Below are 16,453 nucleotides of genomic sequence, written 5' to 3'. Positions count from 1 at the left end.
CAGGGGCACGTGGCAGGATCGGTCCTGTTCAGGCGTTCAAGCGATCACGAGGGAGTGCCGCCCGTGCCCGGTGAGAATCTGACCCGCGAGGAGGCCCGGGAGCGGGCCGCTCTGCTGTCCGTGGACGGGTACGAGGTGGCGCTGGACCTGCGCTCCGCCGTCGGCGACGGCGGCGGGGAGCCACGCACGTTCCGCTCGGTGACCACGATCAGGTTCCGCTGCAACGAGCCCGGCGCGGCGAGCTTCGCCGACCTGATCGCTCCGAACGTGACCTCCGTCACGCTCAACGGGAAGGACCTGGACCCCGGCGAGGTCTTCGACGGCTCCCGGATCCTCCTGGAGGACCTGGCCGCGGAGAACGAGCTGACCGTCGACGCCCGGTGCGCCTACTCCCGCACCGGCGAGGGCATGCACCGCTTCGTGGACCCCGAGGACGACGAGGTCTACCTCTACACGCAGTACGAGCCGGCCGACGCCCGCCGTGTCTTCGCGAACTTCGAGCAGCCCGACCTCAAGGCCCCCTACCGCTTCGAGGTGCAGGCGCCCGAGGGCTGGACGGTGTGGAGCAACGGGGCGGGCGAGCTCGCCGAGGGCGTGTGGCGCTTCGCGGAGACGAAGCCGATCTCGACGTACATCACGTGCGTGGTGGCGGGCCCGTACCACTACGTGACCGACTCCTACGAGCGGACCTTCGAGGACGGGACGAAGCTGGAGATCCCGCTCGGCGCCCTGTGCCGCAAGGGTCTTTCGCCCTACTTCGACGCCGACGACGTCTTCCTGGTCACCAAGCAGGGCCTGGACTTCTTCCACGACCACTTCGACTACCCGTACCCGTTCGGGAAGTACGACCAGGCGTTCGTGCCCGAGTACAACCTGGGCGCGATGGAGAACCCCGGTCTGGTCACCTTCCGCGAGGAGTACATCTTCCGCGGCAAGGTGACGCAGGCGTCGTACGAGGCACGGGCGAACGTCGTCCTGCACGAGATGGCGCACATGTGGTTCGGCGACCTGGTCACCATGGAGTGGTGGGACGACCTGTGGCTGAAGGAGTCCTTCGCGGACTTCATGGGCACGTTCGCGAACGTCGGCGCGACCCGCTTCACCGACGCCTGGATCACCTTCGCCAACCGCCGCAAGGCCTGGGCCTACCGCGCGGACCAGCTGCCCTCCACGCACCCGGTCACGGCCGACATCCGCGACCTGCAGGACGCCAAGCTGAACTTCGACGGCATCACCTACGCCAAGGGCGCCTCCGTGCTCAAGCAGCTGGTGGCGTATGTCGGCGAGGACGCGTTCCTGGAGGGTGCCCGCCGCTACTTCAAGCGCAACGCGTACGGCAACACGCGCCTGGGCGACCTGCTGTCGGTGCTGGCGGAGACCAGCGGCCGGGACATGACGGCGTGGGCGCACTCCTGGCTGCAGACGGCCGGCGTGAACTCACTGACCCCGCAGGTGCTGCTGGACGCCGAGGGCCGCGTCGCCGAGCTGGCGGTGGTGCAGGAGGCGCCGGAGGCGTACCCCGAGGAGCGCCCGCACCGGATCGCGGTGGGTCTGTACCGCCGGACGCCCGAGGGCGCGCTTACGCGGTACGCGCGCGTGGAGACCGACATCGAGGGCCCGCGCACGGTCGTGGCGGACCTGGCCGGCGCCGAGGCCCCGGAGCTGGTGCTGGTCAACGACGACGACCTGACCTACTGCAAGATCCGCTTCGACGAGACCTCGCTGGCCACCCTGCGCGGGCACCTGGGCGCGCTGACCGACCCGCTGGCCCGCGCGCTGTGCTGGTCGGCGCTGTGGAACATGACCCGGGACGCGCTGCTGCCGGCCCGGGACTTCGTCGACCTGGTGCTGCGGTTCGGGGGCCGCGAGTCCGACATCGGTGTGCTGCAGATGCTGCACACGTGGGCGCACTCGGCGCTGGTGCACTACGCCGATCCCGCCTGGCGGGCGACGGGCGGGGAACTGCTCGCCGAGGGTGCGCTGCGGGAGCTGCGGGCGGCTCGGGCGGGCAGCGAACACCAGCTGGCCTGGGCGCGTTTCTTCGCGACGGCCGCCTCCGCCGAGGCCGACCTCGCGCTGCTGAAGGACCTGCTGGACGGCGCGGAGACGATCGAGGGCCTGGAGGTGGACCAGGAGCTGCGCTGGTCCTTCCTGGAGCCGCTGGCGGCCCACGGGGTGGCCGACGAGTCCGTCCTCGCGGCCGAACTGGCCCGCGACGACACGGCGTCCGGCAAGCGGCACCAGGTCCGCTGTCTGGCCGCGCGCCCGTCGCAGGCGGTCAAGGCCCAGGCCTGGGCGCAGCTGGTGGAGTCCGACAGCCTGTCGAACGCGCTGGTGGAGGCCACCATCGCGGGCTTCGACCAGCCCTCGCAGCGGGAGCTGACGGCGCCGTACGCCGAGAAGTACTTCGCCGCGATCGCGCGGTTGTGGCAGGAGCGGTCGATCCAGATCGGCATGGATGTGGTGCGGGGCCTGTTCCCCTCCTTCCAGGACCGGCAGGAGACGCTGGACGCGACGGACGCGTGGCTCACGGCCCACGCGGACGCGGCTCCGGCGCTGCGCCGCCTCGTGCTGGAGGCGCGGGACGACCTGGCGCGGTCGCTGCGCGGACAGACGTGCGACGCGGCGGCAGCCCGCGCCTGAGCCTTGGCCTGAGGTCGCTGCTCCGGTGACCGTTACGGAATTCAGGCAATAGGAGCCGTAACCCCTGGTCCGCACCCGATCGGACCAGGGGTTTTCGCTGCCTACTCGACACCCGAACATCCGTCCTTTAGTACCACCTTGTCCGCATTCATCGACGGCTCTGTAACAGCGGTTAAAGGCGGGACGAAGCGCGGAAAGTTCGACGCCATGACGCACAACACCCCGCTCTCCCCCCGCCCCCTGCGCCACCTCTCCGAGGTCCACCGCCGCGTCCTGACGGCGGCCCAGCTCCACACCCACGGCGTGACCTCCGCCGCCCTGACCGAACAGTGCCGCCCCGGCGGCCCCTGGCAGGTGCTCCTGCCGAACGTGGTCCTGCTCCACCCCGGCCCCCCGACGAGCGAGGAGCGGCTGCACGGGGCGCTGCTGTACGCGGCGCGCGAGACGACATCGGGCGTCCCCTCGCAGCCCAGCGCCGAGGACCCGCACCGACCGGTGTACGCGGAGGCCGTGATCACGGGCCTGGCCGCCCTGACCCTGCACGGCTTCTCGTCCGCCCCGCCCCTGCTGTCGCTCGACCACGTCGACGTCCTGGTCCCGCGCATGCGCCGGCTGCGCTCGGCCGGGTACGTGCGGGTCCTGCGCACCGCCTCCCTGCCGACTCCCCGCGCGGTGACGGGACTTCCGGTGGCGCCGGTGCCGCGCGCCCTGGCGGACGCGGTGGCGGAGCTGAGCGACGCGGACGTGGTGCGCCGCCTGCTGACCGAGGCGGTGCGCGCCGGGCACTGCGAACCCGCCTCGGTGGTGCGGGAGTTGACCGCGGCGAAGCTGCTGACCCGGCCGCACGTGGTGGACGCGGTGGACTCGCTGCTCGCCGAGGGCCGGGCGATCGCGGAGGACCGGCTGTACCGGATGGTGCGCGAGTACGGCCTGCCCGACCCGGTCTGGAACGTGGACCTGCGCCTGCCCGGCGGCCCCCACCTGGGCGGCGTGGACGCCTACTGGCCGGAGCAGGCCGTGGCGGTGGAACTGGACACCCGGGCGCCGCGCCAGGACGAGGACGCGCTGTGGTCGGAGTACGCCCGCAAGCGGGAGAACCTGGAACGCCTCGGGATCACCGTCGTCTACATCACCCCCAGGAAGCTCAGGGGGGCCCTGGAGCAGCAGGCGGCGGTGGTCCGTACGGCGCTGATGGCGTCGGGCGACCGTGATCCGGCCGCGTACGTCGTGGTGCTGCCCCGGTAGTGACGGACCGGGGAGCATCAGGAGGGGAGAGGAGGGGCCGCCGGGCCTGACACCGGCGGCCCCTCCTCGTGCATGTACGGCGCCCCGGCAACTTCTGCTGCGCCGCCCGGGTGAGGAGTCACCCGGGCGGCGCAGCACGGCGGGCGGGGCCGGTGCGGGCCGCGGTACAGGAGACACATGAGACAGTCCCGAACAGCGGCCGGCACGGCTTCCCTCCTCCTCGCGGCCGCCTGCGCCTTCGCCGACCCCGCGACGGCACAGGTGGCGTCCCCGGACCCGGCCGTGGCCTATGCGGCCCTCGGTGACTCCTACTCCTCCGGTGCCGGAGCCGGCGACTACCTGCCTCCGGACAAGGGCTGCAAGCGCAGCAGCCACGCCTACCCCGTCCTGTGGGCCGAAGCCCATGCGCCGTCGTCCTTCAGCTTCCTCGCCTGCAACGGCGCCGGCACGACCGACATCCTGCACGACCAGCTCGGCACCCTCGGCCCGCGCACCGGCCTGGTCACCCTCACCGCGGGCGGTGCCGACGCCGGCTTCTCCGGCGCCATGACGACCTGCGCGCTGGGCGGCGCCACCCGGTGCCTGTCCGCCGTCTCCGGCGCCCGCACCACGATGGACGGGCCCCTGCGGGACAACCTCGACCGTCTCTACTCGGCCATCAGGGACAAGGCTCCCGCCGCGCACGTCGTGGTGCTCGGCTATCCGCATCTGTACCGGCTCAGGGGCAGCTGTGCGCTGGGCCTCGCGGACTCCGAGCGCGCCGCCGTCAACGGGGCCGTGGACCACCTCAACGAGGTGATCGCCCGGCGCGCCGCCGCGCACGGATTCACCTTCGCCGACGTCACCGCGGCCTTCGAGGGCCATGAGATCTGCTCCGCCAGCCCCTGGCTGCACAGCGTCGACGTGCTGGCTATCACCGAGTCGTACCACCCCAACGCACCCGGGCAGTCCCTCGGCTACCTCCCGGTCCTCACCCGCGCGTCCTGAAGCCCGCCGCGTGCCCGGGTCGCGCCCGGGTCGGGACGGACAAGGCTAGGCGGAGGGCGACGCGGACGACGGGACGGAGGGCGACGCGGACGGCGGGGGGTAGCTGGGGTGCAGCCTGGCGGGCAGCGGGGCCAGCGACCCGCACAGCGCGGCCGGGAACCTCGGCTGCCTGCGCTGCACGTCCCGGCAGCCTCCCCGCACACTTTCGAGGAACGGCACCCACCCGGACTTCCCGGCCCGGAAGAACCAGCGGTCGCCCAGCGCCGACGAGCAGGCGGGATCCGAGGTGTCGTCGCAGGCCGGTCCCGTGCGCCAGGAGAAGTCCAGCACCAGCCACTTCCCGTCGCAGTGCTCCGCGTCCCGGTACGCGTGCTCGGGCGCGTCGGCCGCCACCAGGGCCTGTTCGTAGGAGTGGGTGGTGCAGCCGGTGGCCGGCGGGTGGCAGCCGAGCCGCCCGCACAGCCGCAGCGCGGGCGGCTTCGCGCCGTCGAGGGTGAAGTGGGTGTCGTGGTCGACGATCAGGTCCTGCCTGCCGAGCGGCCCGGGCAGCCGCACCCGCGCCGTGGCCGGCTTCTGCGTGGTGCATCCGGAGCGCGTGTCCCCCTCCGGCGAGACGAAGGTGATCTGCACCCAGACGGCGCCGTTGACCCGGTCCGTGACGACGGCCTTGAGATCCTTCACACAGGCGCGTGCACCGCTCGGTACCTGTGTGTCGAGGCTCAGTGTGCGGCCGTCGGCGCCGAGGCGGGCTCCGGTGACACCGGAGGGCTCCGCCGTGGTCCAGGGCAGCGGCGAGGCCCCGTCCGTCGCGCCGGCCACCTGTTTCCCGCACGCCCCGAGGAACAGCACGGCAACGGCCCAGAGCGCGGCAGCGGCGCCCCGTCTTCTCCCTGATCGCAGGATCAACTCGGTCTCCCCCGTCGTTCCGACGCCGCCCCAGGACCGGTCCGGGGCACGGGGGTCACCGTACCGAAGCGCGCCGCCCGTGCCTCCCGCCCGGTACCGCTAATGCGGCTCGGGCATCGTCGGCACCGGCGAGGCCTGCATGTGGACGTCGTCGAGCAGCGCGGCGTACGCCGCGATCATGCGCGTACGGCTGAAGCGTTCGCGGCTGGCCGCCAGCGCCGGGGCGAGGCCGGCGCGGCCGGCCACCGCCGCCGTCCAGGCCAGGGCTATGGCCTCCGGGTCCTGCGGGGTCACGAAGCCGTGGCCCCGGACGATCTCCGCGCTGTCGCCCACGTCGGTGGTCACGGGTACGGCGCCGCACATCATGCCCTCGATCAGGCACAGCGGCGCCGCCTCCCCGGAGGCCGAGGTCAGCGCGACGACATCGGCGCCGGCGTAGACGGTCTCCATGTCGCGGCGCACACCGAGGAGACGAATCCTTTCCGCAAGGTGCCGGTCCGCGCCGAACGCGATCTCGATGTCGGCCCACAGGGCCGGGTTCGCCTCGTTCATGCCCGCGCCGCACATCAGGACGTGGCCCTCGGGCTCGCGGGCGAGGAAGGCCCGGGCGGCCCTCAGGAGGAGCGGGACGTTCTTCATCGTGGCGTAGCGGGCCGCGAAGACGATCAACGGTGCGGCGGCCGGGATGCCCAGGGAGGCGCGGAACGCCAGGCGGGCCGCCGGGTCCGGGCGGAAGCGGAGCAGGTCCACGCCGTTGGGAATGACGTGCAGCACCTCGCCGGGGATGCCGGCGGCCTCGTACGCCGCCCGGGTCGACTCGGCGCAGCACACGCACGCCACCACCGTGCCGTCGGCGATCGCGGCCTTCAGCTCGTCCAGGGCGGGACCCTGGTTCTCGGGGTCGGAGCGGTGCAGGCCGACCACGACGGGGCGGCGCGGCAGGCCGCCCTGGTTCAGGAGGGCGAGCGGCTGTTCCTTGAGGGAGAGGATCACATCGGCCGCGGCCATGGCCCGTGCGGTTTCGGCCAGCTCCGGTCCGCTGAAAACCGATGCCGCGACCGATCCGTCCACCAGGCCCGCGGTGCGCCCCAGCGAGGTGACCGCGACGCCGCCGGCCGTGAGCGACCGGTAGCAGGGATCGTCCTCCATCCGCTGCCGGGTGGCCTCGCGGTGGACCTCTCCGTGGATGCTGAGTACCTGGTGGGACTGGCCGCCCTCGGCCAGTCCCCGTACGACGTCGCTGTGCACGATCCGGGCACCTCCGGAGAAGAAGCCCTCGTAGACCGACAGCACACGCAGTCCGTGCCTCGTACGCACACGACCACCCGCCTTGCATAAATGATCGAGAAGATCGAGCCATCCCCGTCCATCGCGGGTTAGCCGATATGAGGCGGTACGGACATTACGTACGAGTTAACGCAGAACTACGCGCATGAAACGTTGCCTAACAGAATTCCCCTTCGATCACGGCGAGCGCGTCTCCGCTCCAGTCCCCGTTGAAATTCAGGGCCAGCGCATGGCGGCCGTCCGCCGTCACCACCGCCGCGGACTGGGAGCCGTGGATCCCGCCGTCATGACCCCAGACATGAACACCGCAGGTCAGCGTGGTGTCGATGAGTCCGAGACCGTAGCCGATGTCCGGGGAGCCGCCGGTTTTCACGGTGGTCTTCATTTCCTTCAGCTGCTTCGGCGGAAGGAGTTCGCCACGCAGCAGCGCGCCGTAGAAACGATCGAGGTCCGCGGAATCCGAGATCATTTCGCCGGCCGAGGAGGCGATGGACGGATTGAGGTTCGTGGCGTCGTACGTGGGGCCCGCCGGGTCCGTGAATTTCGAGTAGGCGCGGCTGCTGGGCCGCGGGACCGTGACCCGGGTGCCGGGCAGGGAGGTGGCCGTGAGGTGCAGGGGGTCGATGATGCGGCGGGTGATTTCCGTGGCGTACGAGTGCCCGGTCACCTTCTCGATCACCATGCCGGCCACGACGTAGTTGGTGTTGGAGTACTTCCAGGACGTGCCCGGTGCGAAGTCGGGCTCGTGCTTCATCGCGATCGCCACCAGGCCGAGCGGGGTGAGCGTGTCGTAGCGGTGCGCGAAGAAGCCGTCCTTGGTGAAGTAGTCGCGGGCGAAGCCGTCGTCGGCGGTGTATCCGTAGATGCCGCTGGTGTGGTTGAGGACCTGGCGGACGGTGATCCGGCGGCCGTCGTGGCCGTGACCCCGCACCACTCCGGGCAGCCAGTGGTCCACCGTGTCGTCCAGGGAGAGCCTGCCCTCCGCCTCCAGCTGGAGCAGGACGGTGGAGACGAAGGTCTTGGTGATGCTGCCGACCCGGTAGCGGTCGGCCGTCGAGCGCGGCGCGCCCGTGTGCAGGTCGCCCACGCCGGCGGTCGCGGACCAGGTGCCGTGGGCGTCCTTCTCGGTGGCGGTCACCCCGGGCACGCCGGCCCGGACCGCCGCCTCGATCGCGCGGCGGGTGGCCGGGTGGCCGTCGCCGAGGTGCCCGCCCGTGGCCGGTCCGGCCGCGACGGCCGGGCCCGCCACGGCGGCCGAGACGAGCAGGGCGGTCACGCCCACCAGAGTCGTTCGTACACGCATGCCTTCCCCCAACTGTGCCGTTCGGTTCGGTCGGGGGGAGGGACTGGTGGAGGTGTGCGAAGGTTGCGCCTTTGTAGGCCAGTTGAGTGACTTTCAGCCCTTCTTCAGCACCAGCTCGGTGTTCCGGTCGTCCGCGCTGCCCGCGAGGGTCTTGCTGGCACCGGGGGCGTTGAAGGACAGCTCGCGGTAGAGGGCGGCGAGGCCGGTCTGCGAGAGGTCGGCGAAGTCGGTGCGGTGCGGGGCCGCCGACTCGATCAGGGTGGTGAAGACGGAGAGCGTGCCGTCCTTGTTGTCCACCAGCTCGATGACGCGGGCGAGCTGCGGGTAGTCGACGTGCGAGGCGGTGGAGATCTCCCAGAAGGAGCGGCCGCCGGAGGCCTTGTGCGGGGTGATGACGTTCTTGTGGATGTGCCCGTTCACCCAGGCCAGCACGTTGCTGTGGGAGGCGAGGACCGAGATCACCTCGGCGCCGTCGTGGCGGCGCTCCCCCGGGCGGTGCGGGTCGGGGCGGGTGTTGGTCATCGTCTTGCTGGTGTGGTGGCTGAAGACGACGGCGTAGGAGTCCTTGTTGTCCTTGAGCGTCTTCTGGAGCCAGTTCAGCTGGGCGGTGCCGATGGAGCCCTCGTAGTGGCCGCCGGCGTCGGTGGTGTCGAGGCTGATGCCGATGACGTCGTCGGAGATGCGGAAGGCGTAGTACTGGGTGCCCGCGTCCAGGTTCGCCGAGGAGTAGCCGTGGCCGACCGGGCCGTGGCCCTGGTGGGCGGGGTCCAGGTGGGCCTTGAGATAGTCCGCGGAGGTATACGGGGCCCGCTTCTCGTCCGGGGTGACCGAGTGCATCGAGCGGGCGTGCGCCTTGAGGAAGTCGCGGTAGCCGACGCCCTTGGGGTCCGTGGCGTTCTTGATGGCGTCCTGGAGCTTCTTGGCCTCGGCGGCGGAGACGTTCATCAGCTTCTTGCCGCCGATGGCCGCCTCGGCGAGGTAGCGGTCGCCGTGGGAGCCGTAGCAGCCGAGCGGGAGGGCGTCGTGGTTGCCGACGGTGGAGTACCAGGGCAGGTTGAGTCCGGGGCTCTTCACCTCGCGGGTCGCGGCGGCCAGGAAGCCCTTCAGGTGCGGGAAGCCGAGCGCCTTGTCGCCGTCGCGGGCGGTGGAGTCGGGCTGCCAGTACAGCTTGAGGCCGCTGTTCTGCACGCCCTCGTAGTGCCGCGGGTCCCCGCTGCTGGGGGTGATCCGGCCGCCGCTCATCACCTTCATGAACCACTCCAGCTCGGAGTGGGCGTTGTTGTCGGTGTTGTCGCCGGTGGTCATGACGAAGTGCAGCGGGGCGCCGGTGACGGGGGCGCCGTGCAGCGCGTTGACCCGCTCGACGAGCGAGATGGCGCCGGGCACGGTCAGCGCCTCGTGCGGGCGCCAGGCGTGCGGGTCGGCGGAGCGCAGGTACTCCAGGCGCAGCGGGTGCTGAACGTCCATCAGGTGCAGGTCGGTGAACTGCACGAACGCGGCGAGCGTCGTGCGGCGGCCCGCGCGGCCGGAATTCGGCGCGGCCAGTTCGCTGCGCACGACCCGCTTCCAGCCGGGGCCGTCGCCGAGGCGCCGGTAGCCGGAGCTGTTACGGGGGGCGGCGACGGAGGCGAGGGTGGTGCCCTTGGTGTAGGGGGCGAGCGGGCCCGCCGCCGCGGCCTGCCGGGAGTGGGCGACGGGCGCCTCGGTGGTGGTGGCGGCCTCGCTGTCGGTGGGGCGCAGGGCGTAGCCCACGCCCGCGGAGAGCGAGACCGCCCCGGCGGCGGCGAGGACGGTACGACGGTGGACCCCCAGAGCGGAGGTGGCGACAGAGCGTATGCGCGACATGGCGCGATCTCCCCGAGTGCGAGCGCGTCGACTGTGGTCGCGGGCGATCGCTCTCGCGAACTTCCCGCTCACTTCGGATGCTTGGCACCGGGGATGACCTGTGCGTGAACACGACAGCAACGCGCAGCGCCGATCACCGTACGTGGATCTCGGGGTAGGGGCGCGGCCATGGAGTGGATTGCAAGCGGCCCAAGGCCGGTTACTCCCCGTTCATCTCCTGGGGTAGGGGACGGGTCTGCGGGGCGAGATGTCCGTCCGCCGGACGCTCGCGCCACAGCCGCAGCGCCACGTCGACCAGGCGCACCCGGTTCAGGCCGGGCACGGCGTCCAGGTCCTGCCAGGCGGCGAAGTCGGTGGAACCGCCGACCTCGTGGCGCAGTTCGCCGCCGGTGATCCCGCCCTCGTAGAGGATCCGCAGGCCCTGGTGGTCGCCGAGGCGGCGCAGGCGTCCGCTGCGCAGGACCCGCCGGCTGGAGTCCACGCCGAGCAGACCGGTCACCCGGATGCGGTAGCCGGTCTCCTCGGTCACCTCGCGGCGGACGGTGTCGTACGGGTCCTCGCCGTGCTCCATGCCGCCGCCCGGCAGGACCCACTCGGGAACGCCGTCGGGGCCCGGGGAACGGGCGAGCAGGATCTGTCCGTCGCGGACGCACACGGCGTAGGCCGCCACCCTCAGCTTCCGTCGCATGGACGGACGTTAGCGCGCGGGCTCCGGGTTGGCGGGGGAATATTCGGGCGCGGACCAGCGCAGCGGAACTGCGGCGGCCCTCTCCAGCACCTCCGTGACGGTGAAGCGGACCGTCCGCCCGCCGTCGGGGCCGAACGTGGTGTGCGCCTCTCCGGTGAGCTGGAGGGCCGTGCCGCTCGTCCAGTCCAGGAAGAGCACACCGGCGCGGGGGTCGGTGCGCAGGTTGCCGAGGGTGAGGAACATGGCGTTGCCGGGGTAGTCGGGCCAGGTCAGCACGCGCGGTGAGACGGCTCGGACGAATCCGGGGTTGCCGCCGCGGTGGCTGGCGTCGGCGCCGCGGTCGTGGACCGTGGCCAGGAAGAAGGTGTCGGCGGCGGCGATGAACTCCCGCTGCTCGGAGGTCAGTTCGACGTCTCGCCGGGGCCTGCCCGGCGTGCGGTCCACGGTCTCGTAGCCCGCCCTGCGCTGGATGTACTTCGGGCAGTTGGAGAACACCTGGTCCGCCGTGACGGCGAAGCCCCGGGCCGTGGGCCGCAGCCGGCCGTTGAGGCGCATGCGGCGGCGGGTGCGGGGGTCGAGGGCGATGGTGCCGACGCGCGTGCCCGGGGTGGCCAGGGCCGCCGCGAGAGGGTCGGCCGGGGGTGGCCCTCCCGCGACGGACATCTGCCGCGCCCCGGTGGCCCGCGCGAAACCGGGTGCGCCGGCGAGCGGCGAGGCCCACACCCGGCCGGTGCCGGGATCCGCCGCCCCCACGACCAGCAGGGGCTGGATGCCCAGGAAGGCCGCCGCGACCGGTTTGATGTCCTGGCCGAGGGAGCGGCCGACGTGGTCGGCACGCTCGCGCACCCCGGCCAGGTCCTGCAGGGCGCGCGAGCCCGCGTGATACCCGCTCATGGCTAGAAGAAGCCGCAGGTCGGAGCGGAGGCGTGCGGGGCCGGTGCCTGCTCGGCGCCGAGCGGTGCGGAGATCTCCAGGCGGGTGCCGTCGGGGTCGTGGAAGAAGATCCCGCCCGAGGCGGCACCCTCTCCGTGGGCGACCACGCCCTCGTGGTGGAACTCCACCCCGGCACCGCGCAGCGCCGTCTCGTACTCCCGGACGCGGTCCGCCGAGCCGGCCGCGAAGGCCAGGTGGTGCAGTCCGGCCCGGCGGCCGTCGTAGGACTCCTGCGCCTGCTGCCAGAGGGTGAGGACGGGCCCGCCCTCGCCGTCCCGCTCGCCGAGGAAGGCGTACCGGCGGCCGTCCTCCTTGCCCTCGGCGAGCAGCGCGAAGCCCAGGACGTCCCGGTAGAAGGCGAGCGAGCGTTCGAGGTCGGTGACGTTCAGGCCGGTGTGGCCGGTGCGCAAGGTCATGGCTCTCCCCTTCGGGCCGCCCTGTCGGGCTGTCTAACCGTCGTAATCAACACTAGAAGGTTAGATGCGAGAGAGTCAACCGGTCACGTACTCTTTAACGGTTAGCCACGAAGGAGTGCCCCATGTCCGCCGCCCGCGATCCCCGCCCGCTCACCGGCGAGCCCCTCGCCCTCGACCTGCTCAACACCCGGTGGAACCGCGAGGGCGTCACCCAGGACCTGCTCACCGACACCGAGGGGCTGGCCGTATGGCTGGCCGCCAACGGACTGGACGGCACCCATGCGGCCGACGAGGACACGCTGCGCCATCTGCGCGAGTCCCGTGAGGCGATCAGGGCCGCGGTGGACGGGTCACCGGCCGAGGGCGCGCCGCTCGTCGACGCCGTCCTCGCGCACGGGCGCATCCGGGCCCGGCTGACCGCCGAGGGCGCGGCCGAGGAGCCCGAGTTCGCCGACCCGTCCTGGGGGCCGGCCTGGCTGGCCGCCCGCAACTACCTGAAGCTGCTCGCCGAGGCCCCGGACCGGATCCGCCCCTGCGCCCACGAGGCATGCGTCCTGCACTTCTACGACACGTCCAGGAACGGCACCCGCCGCTGGTGCTCCATGGCCGCGTGCGGCAACCGGGCCAAGGCGTCCCGGCATTACGCCCGTTCCAAGGAGAGCTGAGCGAATCGGCGAATACGCAATCGTTCAGCCTTTATCCGGTCAGAACCCATCGCGGGTTTTCCCCATACATCGATATCGATTCGGTCAACGGTCACCAAAATCCCGTCCGTTGGGTGAAGCTGTGCCCTCGTCCGGCACAGCACATTTCACCTACAAGGGATGCCGATGACCCAGACCCCCGAGCGTGACCCGATACCCGGTCCGAGACGCCTGGCCCGCATAGCCGTGGCCGTGGGCGTGGTGGCCGCTCTCTCCGCGGCCGGGCCGATACCCCTGGCCCTCGCCGCGGACACTCCCGCACTCCTCCACGCGCGGGAGGCAACCCCACCGGCCCCGGCCACCGGCCCCGGCGTCAAGTCCGACCGGAGCAAGCTGGGTTCGGACGACGCCGATCTGCTCGCCGAGGCCAAGGCGGACGGCGACAAGAACGTCACGATGATGATCGCGACCGCTCCGGGCCGGACCGAGCAGGTCGCCAGGGAACTGGACGCGATCGGGGGCGGCTCGGTGGGCCGGACCTACGACAAGCTCGGCTATGTCCGGGCCACCGTCCCCACCGGCAAGGCGGACTCGGCCATCGCCGCCGCCGCGAAGCTCTCCTCGGTACACGCGATCGACCTGCGCCAGGAGATCCAGCTGGACGACCCGACGCCGAACGGCACGAAGTCCCCCTCGGGCAAGACCTCCTTCGGCGGGCCGGACAGGAACACCCCCGCCGAGAACCCGTACAACCCGTCCTTCGAGACCGGTGCCGTCGACTTCGTCGAGGAGCACCCGAAGGCGGACGGCCGGGGCGTCACCATCGGCATCCTCGACTCCGGCGTCGACCTCGGCCACCCGGCACTGCAGAGGACCACCACCGGCGAGCGCAAGATCGTCGACTGGGTGACCTCGACCGACCCGATCGCGGACGGCGACGCCACCTGGCGCCCCATGGTCACGGCGGTCTCCGGCCCGAGCTTCGGCTACGGCGGCCAGACCTGGACGGCACCGGCCGGCTCGTACGAGATCAGCACCTTCAAGGAGTCCGCCACCACCGGCGGGGACGAGAAGGGCGACCTCGACCGGGACGGCGACACCACCGACAGCTGGGGCGTGCTCTACGACCCGGCGGCCGGCACGGTCACGCTGGACCTGAACAACAACCACGACTTCACCGACGACACCCCGATGAAGCCGTACAAGGACGGCTACCAGGTCGGCTACTTCGGCACCGACGACCCGAAGACCGACGTCGTGGAGCGCGTGCCGTTCGTCGTGCAGATCCGCAAGGACGTGCCGATGGACCCGTACGGCGGCGACTGGACCGGCAAGAAGGCCGACTTCGTCAACATCGGCGTCATCGAGTCCGAGCACGGCACCCACGTGGCCGGCATCACCTCCGCCAACGGCCTGTTCGGCGGGAAGATGAACGGTGCCGCCCCGGGCGCGAAGATCGTCTCCTCCCGCGCCTGCACCTGGACCGGCGGCTGCACCAACGTCGCCCTCACCGAGGGCATGATCGACCTGGTCGTGAACCGGGGCGTCGACATCGTCAACATGTCGATCGGCAGCCTGCCGGCCCTGAACGACGGCAACAACGCGCGCGCCGAGCTGTACACCCGGCTCATCGACACCTACGGCGTCCAGCTGGTCATCTCCGCGGGCAACTCCGGGCCCGGCGCCAACACCATCGGCGACCCCGGCCTCGCGGACAAGGTGATCTCGGTCGGCGCGGGCATCTCCCGGCAGACCTGGGCCGCCAACTACGGCTCGCAGGTGGACAAGCAGTACCAGATGATGCCCTTCTCCTCGCGCGGCCCGCGGGAGGACGGCGGCTTCACACCGACCCTGGTGGCGCCCGGCGCCGCGATCAACACCACCCAGACCTGGCTGCCCGGCTCCCCGGTCACCGAGGCGGGCTACTCGCTGCCGGCCGGCTACTCGATGCTCCAGGGCACCTCGATGGCCTCCCCGCAGGCCACGGGCGCGAGCGCGCTGCTGCTGAGCGCCGCGAAGCAGAAGGGCATCGACCTGACGCCCGCGAACCTGCGCACGGCGCTGACCTCGACGGCCGACCACATCAAGGGCGCGCAGGCCTACGAGGAGGGCGCGGGCCGCATCAACGTCGTGGACGCGTGGGACGCGATCCGCGACGAGGCGACCGCGCACGAATACACCGTCAAGGCCCCGGTCGACACCGCGCTCGACCAGGCGCTCAAGACCCCGGGCTTCGGCACCGGCCTGTACGACCGCGAGGGCGGCCTGAAGGCCGGGCAGAAGAAGACGTACGACGTCACCCTCACCCGCACGTCCGGCCCGGACAAGGCGGTCCGGCACGAGCTGCACTTCGAGAACAACGCCGGCGGGACCTTCCGGATCCTCGGTGACGACGTCGTGAAGCTGCCGCTGAACCAGCCGGTGACCGTCAGGGTCCAGGCGGCCCCGCGGTCGGCCGGCATCAAGAGCGCCATCCTGGAGGTCGACGACCCGCGGACCGAGGGCGTCGACAAGCAGGTCCTCACCACGGTCGTGGTCTCCGCCCCCGTCCACCACACCTACGCGGCGTCGGGTTCGGTGCAGCGCAACAGCACGCAGTCGTACTTCCTGACCGTGCCCGAGGGCGCCAAGTCCCTGGAGGTCGCGCTCGGCGGGCTGAAGGACAAGAGCCAGACCCGGTTCATCGCGATCCACCCGTACGGCACGCCGGTCGACAACACCGGCACCCCGTACTGCTACGTCAACTACCTGGACGGCAACGGCTGCAAGCCCGACGTGCGGTCCTACGCCGACCCGCAGCCCGGCGTCTGGGAGGTCGAGGTCGAGGCGCGCCGCACCTCGCCGCTGCTCGACAACCCCTACACGCTGGACGTCTCCGTCCTCGGCGCGGCCTTCGACCCGGAGACCGTGACCGTGCCCGAGGCCAAGGTGGGCACGCCGGCCACCGCCTCCTGGAAGGTGACCAACCGGTACGCGGCCCTCGACGGCAAGCTGACCGGCGGCCCGCTGGGCTCCGCGAAGACGGCCCGCCCCTCGCTCAAGGAGGGCGAGACGCAGACCACCACGGTGGACGTCCCGGCCGGCGCCAAGTCCCTCGACGTGGCCATCGGCGGCGTCTCCGACGCGGCCGCCGACCTCGACCTGACCGTCTACGACGCGAGCGGCAAGCAGGTCGCGCAGTCCGCGGACGGCGACTCGGAGGAGGCGGTCTCCGTCCCGTCCCCGGCCGCCGGCACCTACACGATCAAGGTCGTGGGCTACTCGGTCCCGTCCGGCTCGACCGCGTACGACTACCGGGACGTGTTCTTCTCCCCCACGCTCGGCACCGTCACGGTCGGCGACCCGGCCCCGGTCAAGCTCGGCACGGGCGACTCGGCCACAGTGAGCGGCCAGGTCACGGCCGCCGCCGAGGCTCCGGCAGGCCGTGAGTTCTTCGGGCAGGTCCAGCTGGTGAACGCGCGCGGCACGGTCGCGGGCACCGGCAGCGTGAAGATCGAGAAGGTCACCCCGTGACCCGGTGACCTGAAGTGAGGGGCGGGGGTCCGGGGGGACCCCC

12 protein-coding genes are annotated in these 16,453 nt (G+C 71.7%); 5 read left to right on the top strand and 7 right to left on the bottom strand.

Annotation, left to right across the window (positions count from 1 at the left end):
* Positions 1–63 precede the first annotated feature (63 nt).
* From pepN to ACFZCP_RS31825, 3 genes are all read left to right on the top strand, one after another.
* The gene (pepN, locus tag ACFZCP_RS31835) at positions 64–2,643 is read left to right on the top strand and encodes an aminopeptidase N (RefSeq protein WP_391433794.1); all 2,580 of its coding nucleotides are present in this window, start codon (positions 64–66) and stop codon (positions 2,641–2,643) included.
* Positions 2,644–2,850: 207 nt separating this feature from the next.
* On the top strand, positions 2,851–3,888 hold the full coding sequence (locus ACFZCP_RS31830; protein ID WP_391433790.1) for a hypothetical protein: 1,038 nt from the start codon (positions 2,851–2,853) through the stop codon (positions 3,886–3,888).
* Positions 3,889–4,065: 177 nt separating this feature from the next.
* Positions 4,066–4,875 (top strand): GDSL-type esterase/lipase family protein, encoded by an 810-nt coding sequence (locus tag ACFZCP_RS31825; protein ID WP_391433787.1) that lies wholly within the window; start codon positions 4,066–4,068, stop codon positions 4,873–4,875.
* 45 nt (positions 4,876–4,920) lie between these two features.
* Here the strand turns inward: ACFZCP_RS31825 and ACFZCP_RS31820 are convergent, their stop codons facing one another.
* From ACFZCP_RS31820 to ACFZCP_RS31790, 7 genes are all read right to left on the bottom strand, one after another.
* Positions 4,921–5,775 carry a hypothetical protein gene (locus ACFZCP_RS31820; protein WP_391433982.1) on the bottom strand — a complete coding sequence of 285 codons (855 nt, stop codon included), beginning with the start codon at positions 5,773–5,775 and terminating at the stop codon, positions 4,921–4,923.
* 105 nt (positions 5,776–5,880) lie between these two features.
* The gene (locus ACFZCP_RS31815) at positions 5,881–7,074 is read right to left on the bottom strand and encodes a glycosyltransferase (protein WP_391433979.1); all 1,194 of its coding nucleotides are present in this window, start codon (positions 7,072–7,074) and stop codon (positions 5,881–5,883) included.
* Between the two features lie 151 nt (positions 7,075–7,225).
* The gene (locus tag ACFZCP_RS31810) at positions 7,226–8,371 is read right to left on the bottom strand and encodes a serine hydrolase (protein WP_391433783.1); all 1,146 of its coding nucleotides are present in this window, start codon (positions 8,369–8,371) and stop codon (positions 7,226–7,228) included.
* A gap of 93 nt (positions 8,372–8,464) precedes the next feature.
* Positions 8,465–10,216 carry a TIGR03767 family metallophosphoesterase gene (locus ACFZCP_RS31805; protein WP_391433779.1) on the bottom strand — a complete coding sequence of 584 codons (1,752 nt, stop codon included), beginning with the start codon at positions 10,214–10,216 and terminating at the stop codon, positions 8,465–8,467.
* A gap of 199 nt (positions 10,217–10,415) precedes the next feature.
* Complete coding sequence (locus ACFZCP_RS31800; RefSeq protein WP_362691694.1) at positions 10,416–10,904, bottom strand: NUDIX hydrolase; 489 nt, start codon at positions 10,902–10,904, stop codon at positions 10,416–10,418.
* Between the two features lie 9 nt (positions 10,905–10,913).
* Entirely contained in the window at positions 10,914–11,798 is an 885-nt protein-coding gene (locus ACFZCP_RS31795; protein WP_391433776.1) for a pyridoxamine 5'-phosphate oxidase family protein, read from the bottom strand.
* A 2-nt stretch (positions 11,799–11,800) separates the two neighbouring features.
* Entirely contained in the window at positions 11,801–12,253 is a 453-nt protein-coding gene (locus ACFZCP_RS31790) for a VOC family protein (RefSeq protein WP_391433773.1), read from the bottom strand.
* 122 nt (positions 12,254–12,375) lie between these two features.
* Here ACFZCP_RS31790 and ACFZCP_RS31785 point away from each other — a divergent pair, with 122 nt between their 5' ends.
* Complete coding sequence (locus tag ACFZCP_RS31785) at positions 12,376–12,918, top strand: CGNR zinc finger domain-containing protein (protein WP_391433769.1); 543 nt, start codon at positions 12,376–12,378, stop codon at positions 12,916–12,918.
* 165 nt (positions 12,919–13,083) lie between these two features.
* Positions 13,084–16,410: a S8 family serine peptidase gene (locus ACFZCP_RS31780; protein WP_391433765.1), complete on the top strand. Its 3,327-nt coding sequence runs from the start codon at positions 13,084–13,086 to the stop codon at positions 16,408–16,410.
* Positions 16,411–16,453 lie beyond the last annotated feature (43 nt).

Origin of the sequence: Streptomyces sp. NPDC007971 (assembly GCF_042958635.1) — a bacterium.
In the GTDB taxonomy this organism is placed as follows: domain Bacteria; phylum Actinomycetota; class Actinomycetes; order Streptomycetales; family Streptomycetaceae; genus Streptomyces.
The sequence above is the reverse complement of the archived record's forward strand: the minus strand, read 5'-3'. Positions and strand labels throughout refer to the sequence as shown.

Coding starts and splice junctions, on each gene's coding strand:
- ACFZCP_RS31830 (WP_391433790.1), top strand. CDS start 2,851: ATGACGCACAACACCCCGCTCTCCCCCCGCCCCCTGCGCCACCTCTCC.
- ACFZCP_RS31825 (WP_391433787.1), top strand. CDS start 4,066: ATGAGACAGTCCCGAACAGCGGCCGGCACGGCTTCCCTCCTCCTCGCG.
- ACFZCP_RS31810 (WP_391433783.1), bottom strand. CDS start 8,371: ATGCGTGTACGAACGACTCTGGTGGGCGTGACCGCCCTGCTCGTCTCG.
- ACFZCP_RS31805 (WP_391433779.1), bottom strand. CDS start 10,216: ATGTCGCGCATACGCTCTGTCGCCACCTCCGCTCTGGGGGTCCACCGT.
- ACFZCP_RS31800 (WP_362691694.1), bottom strand. CDS start 10,904: ATGCGACGGAAGCTGAGGGTGGCGGCCTACGCCGTGTGCGTCCGCGAC.
- ACFZCP_RS31795 (WP_391433776.1), bottom strand. CDS start 11,798: ATGAGCGGGTATCACGCGGGCTCGCGCGCCCTGCAGGACCTGGCCGGG.
- ACFZCP_RS31790 (WP_391433773.1), bottom strand. CDS start 12,253: ATGACCTTGCGCACCGGCCACACCGGCCTGAACGTCACCGACCTCGAA.
- ACFZCP_RS31785 (WP_391433769.1), top strand. CDS start 12,376: ATGTCCGCCGCCCGCGATCCCCGCCCGCTCACCGGCGAGCCCCTCGCC.
- ACFZCP_RS31780 (WP_391433765.1), top strand. CDS start 13,084: ATGACCCAGACCCCCGAGCGTGACCCGATACCCGGTCCGAGACGCCTG.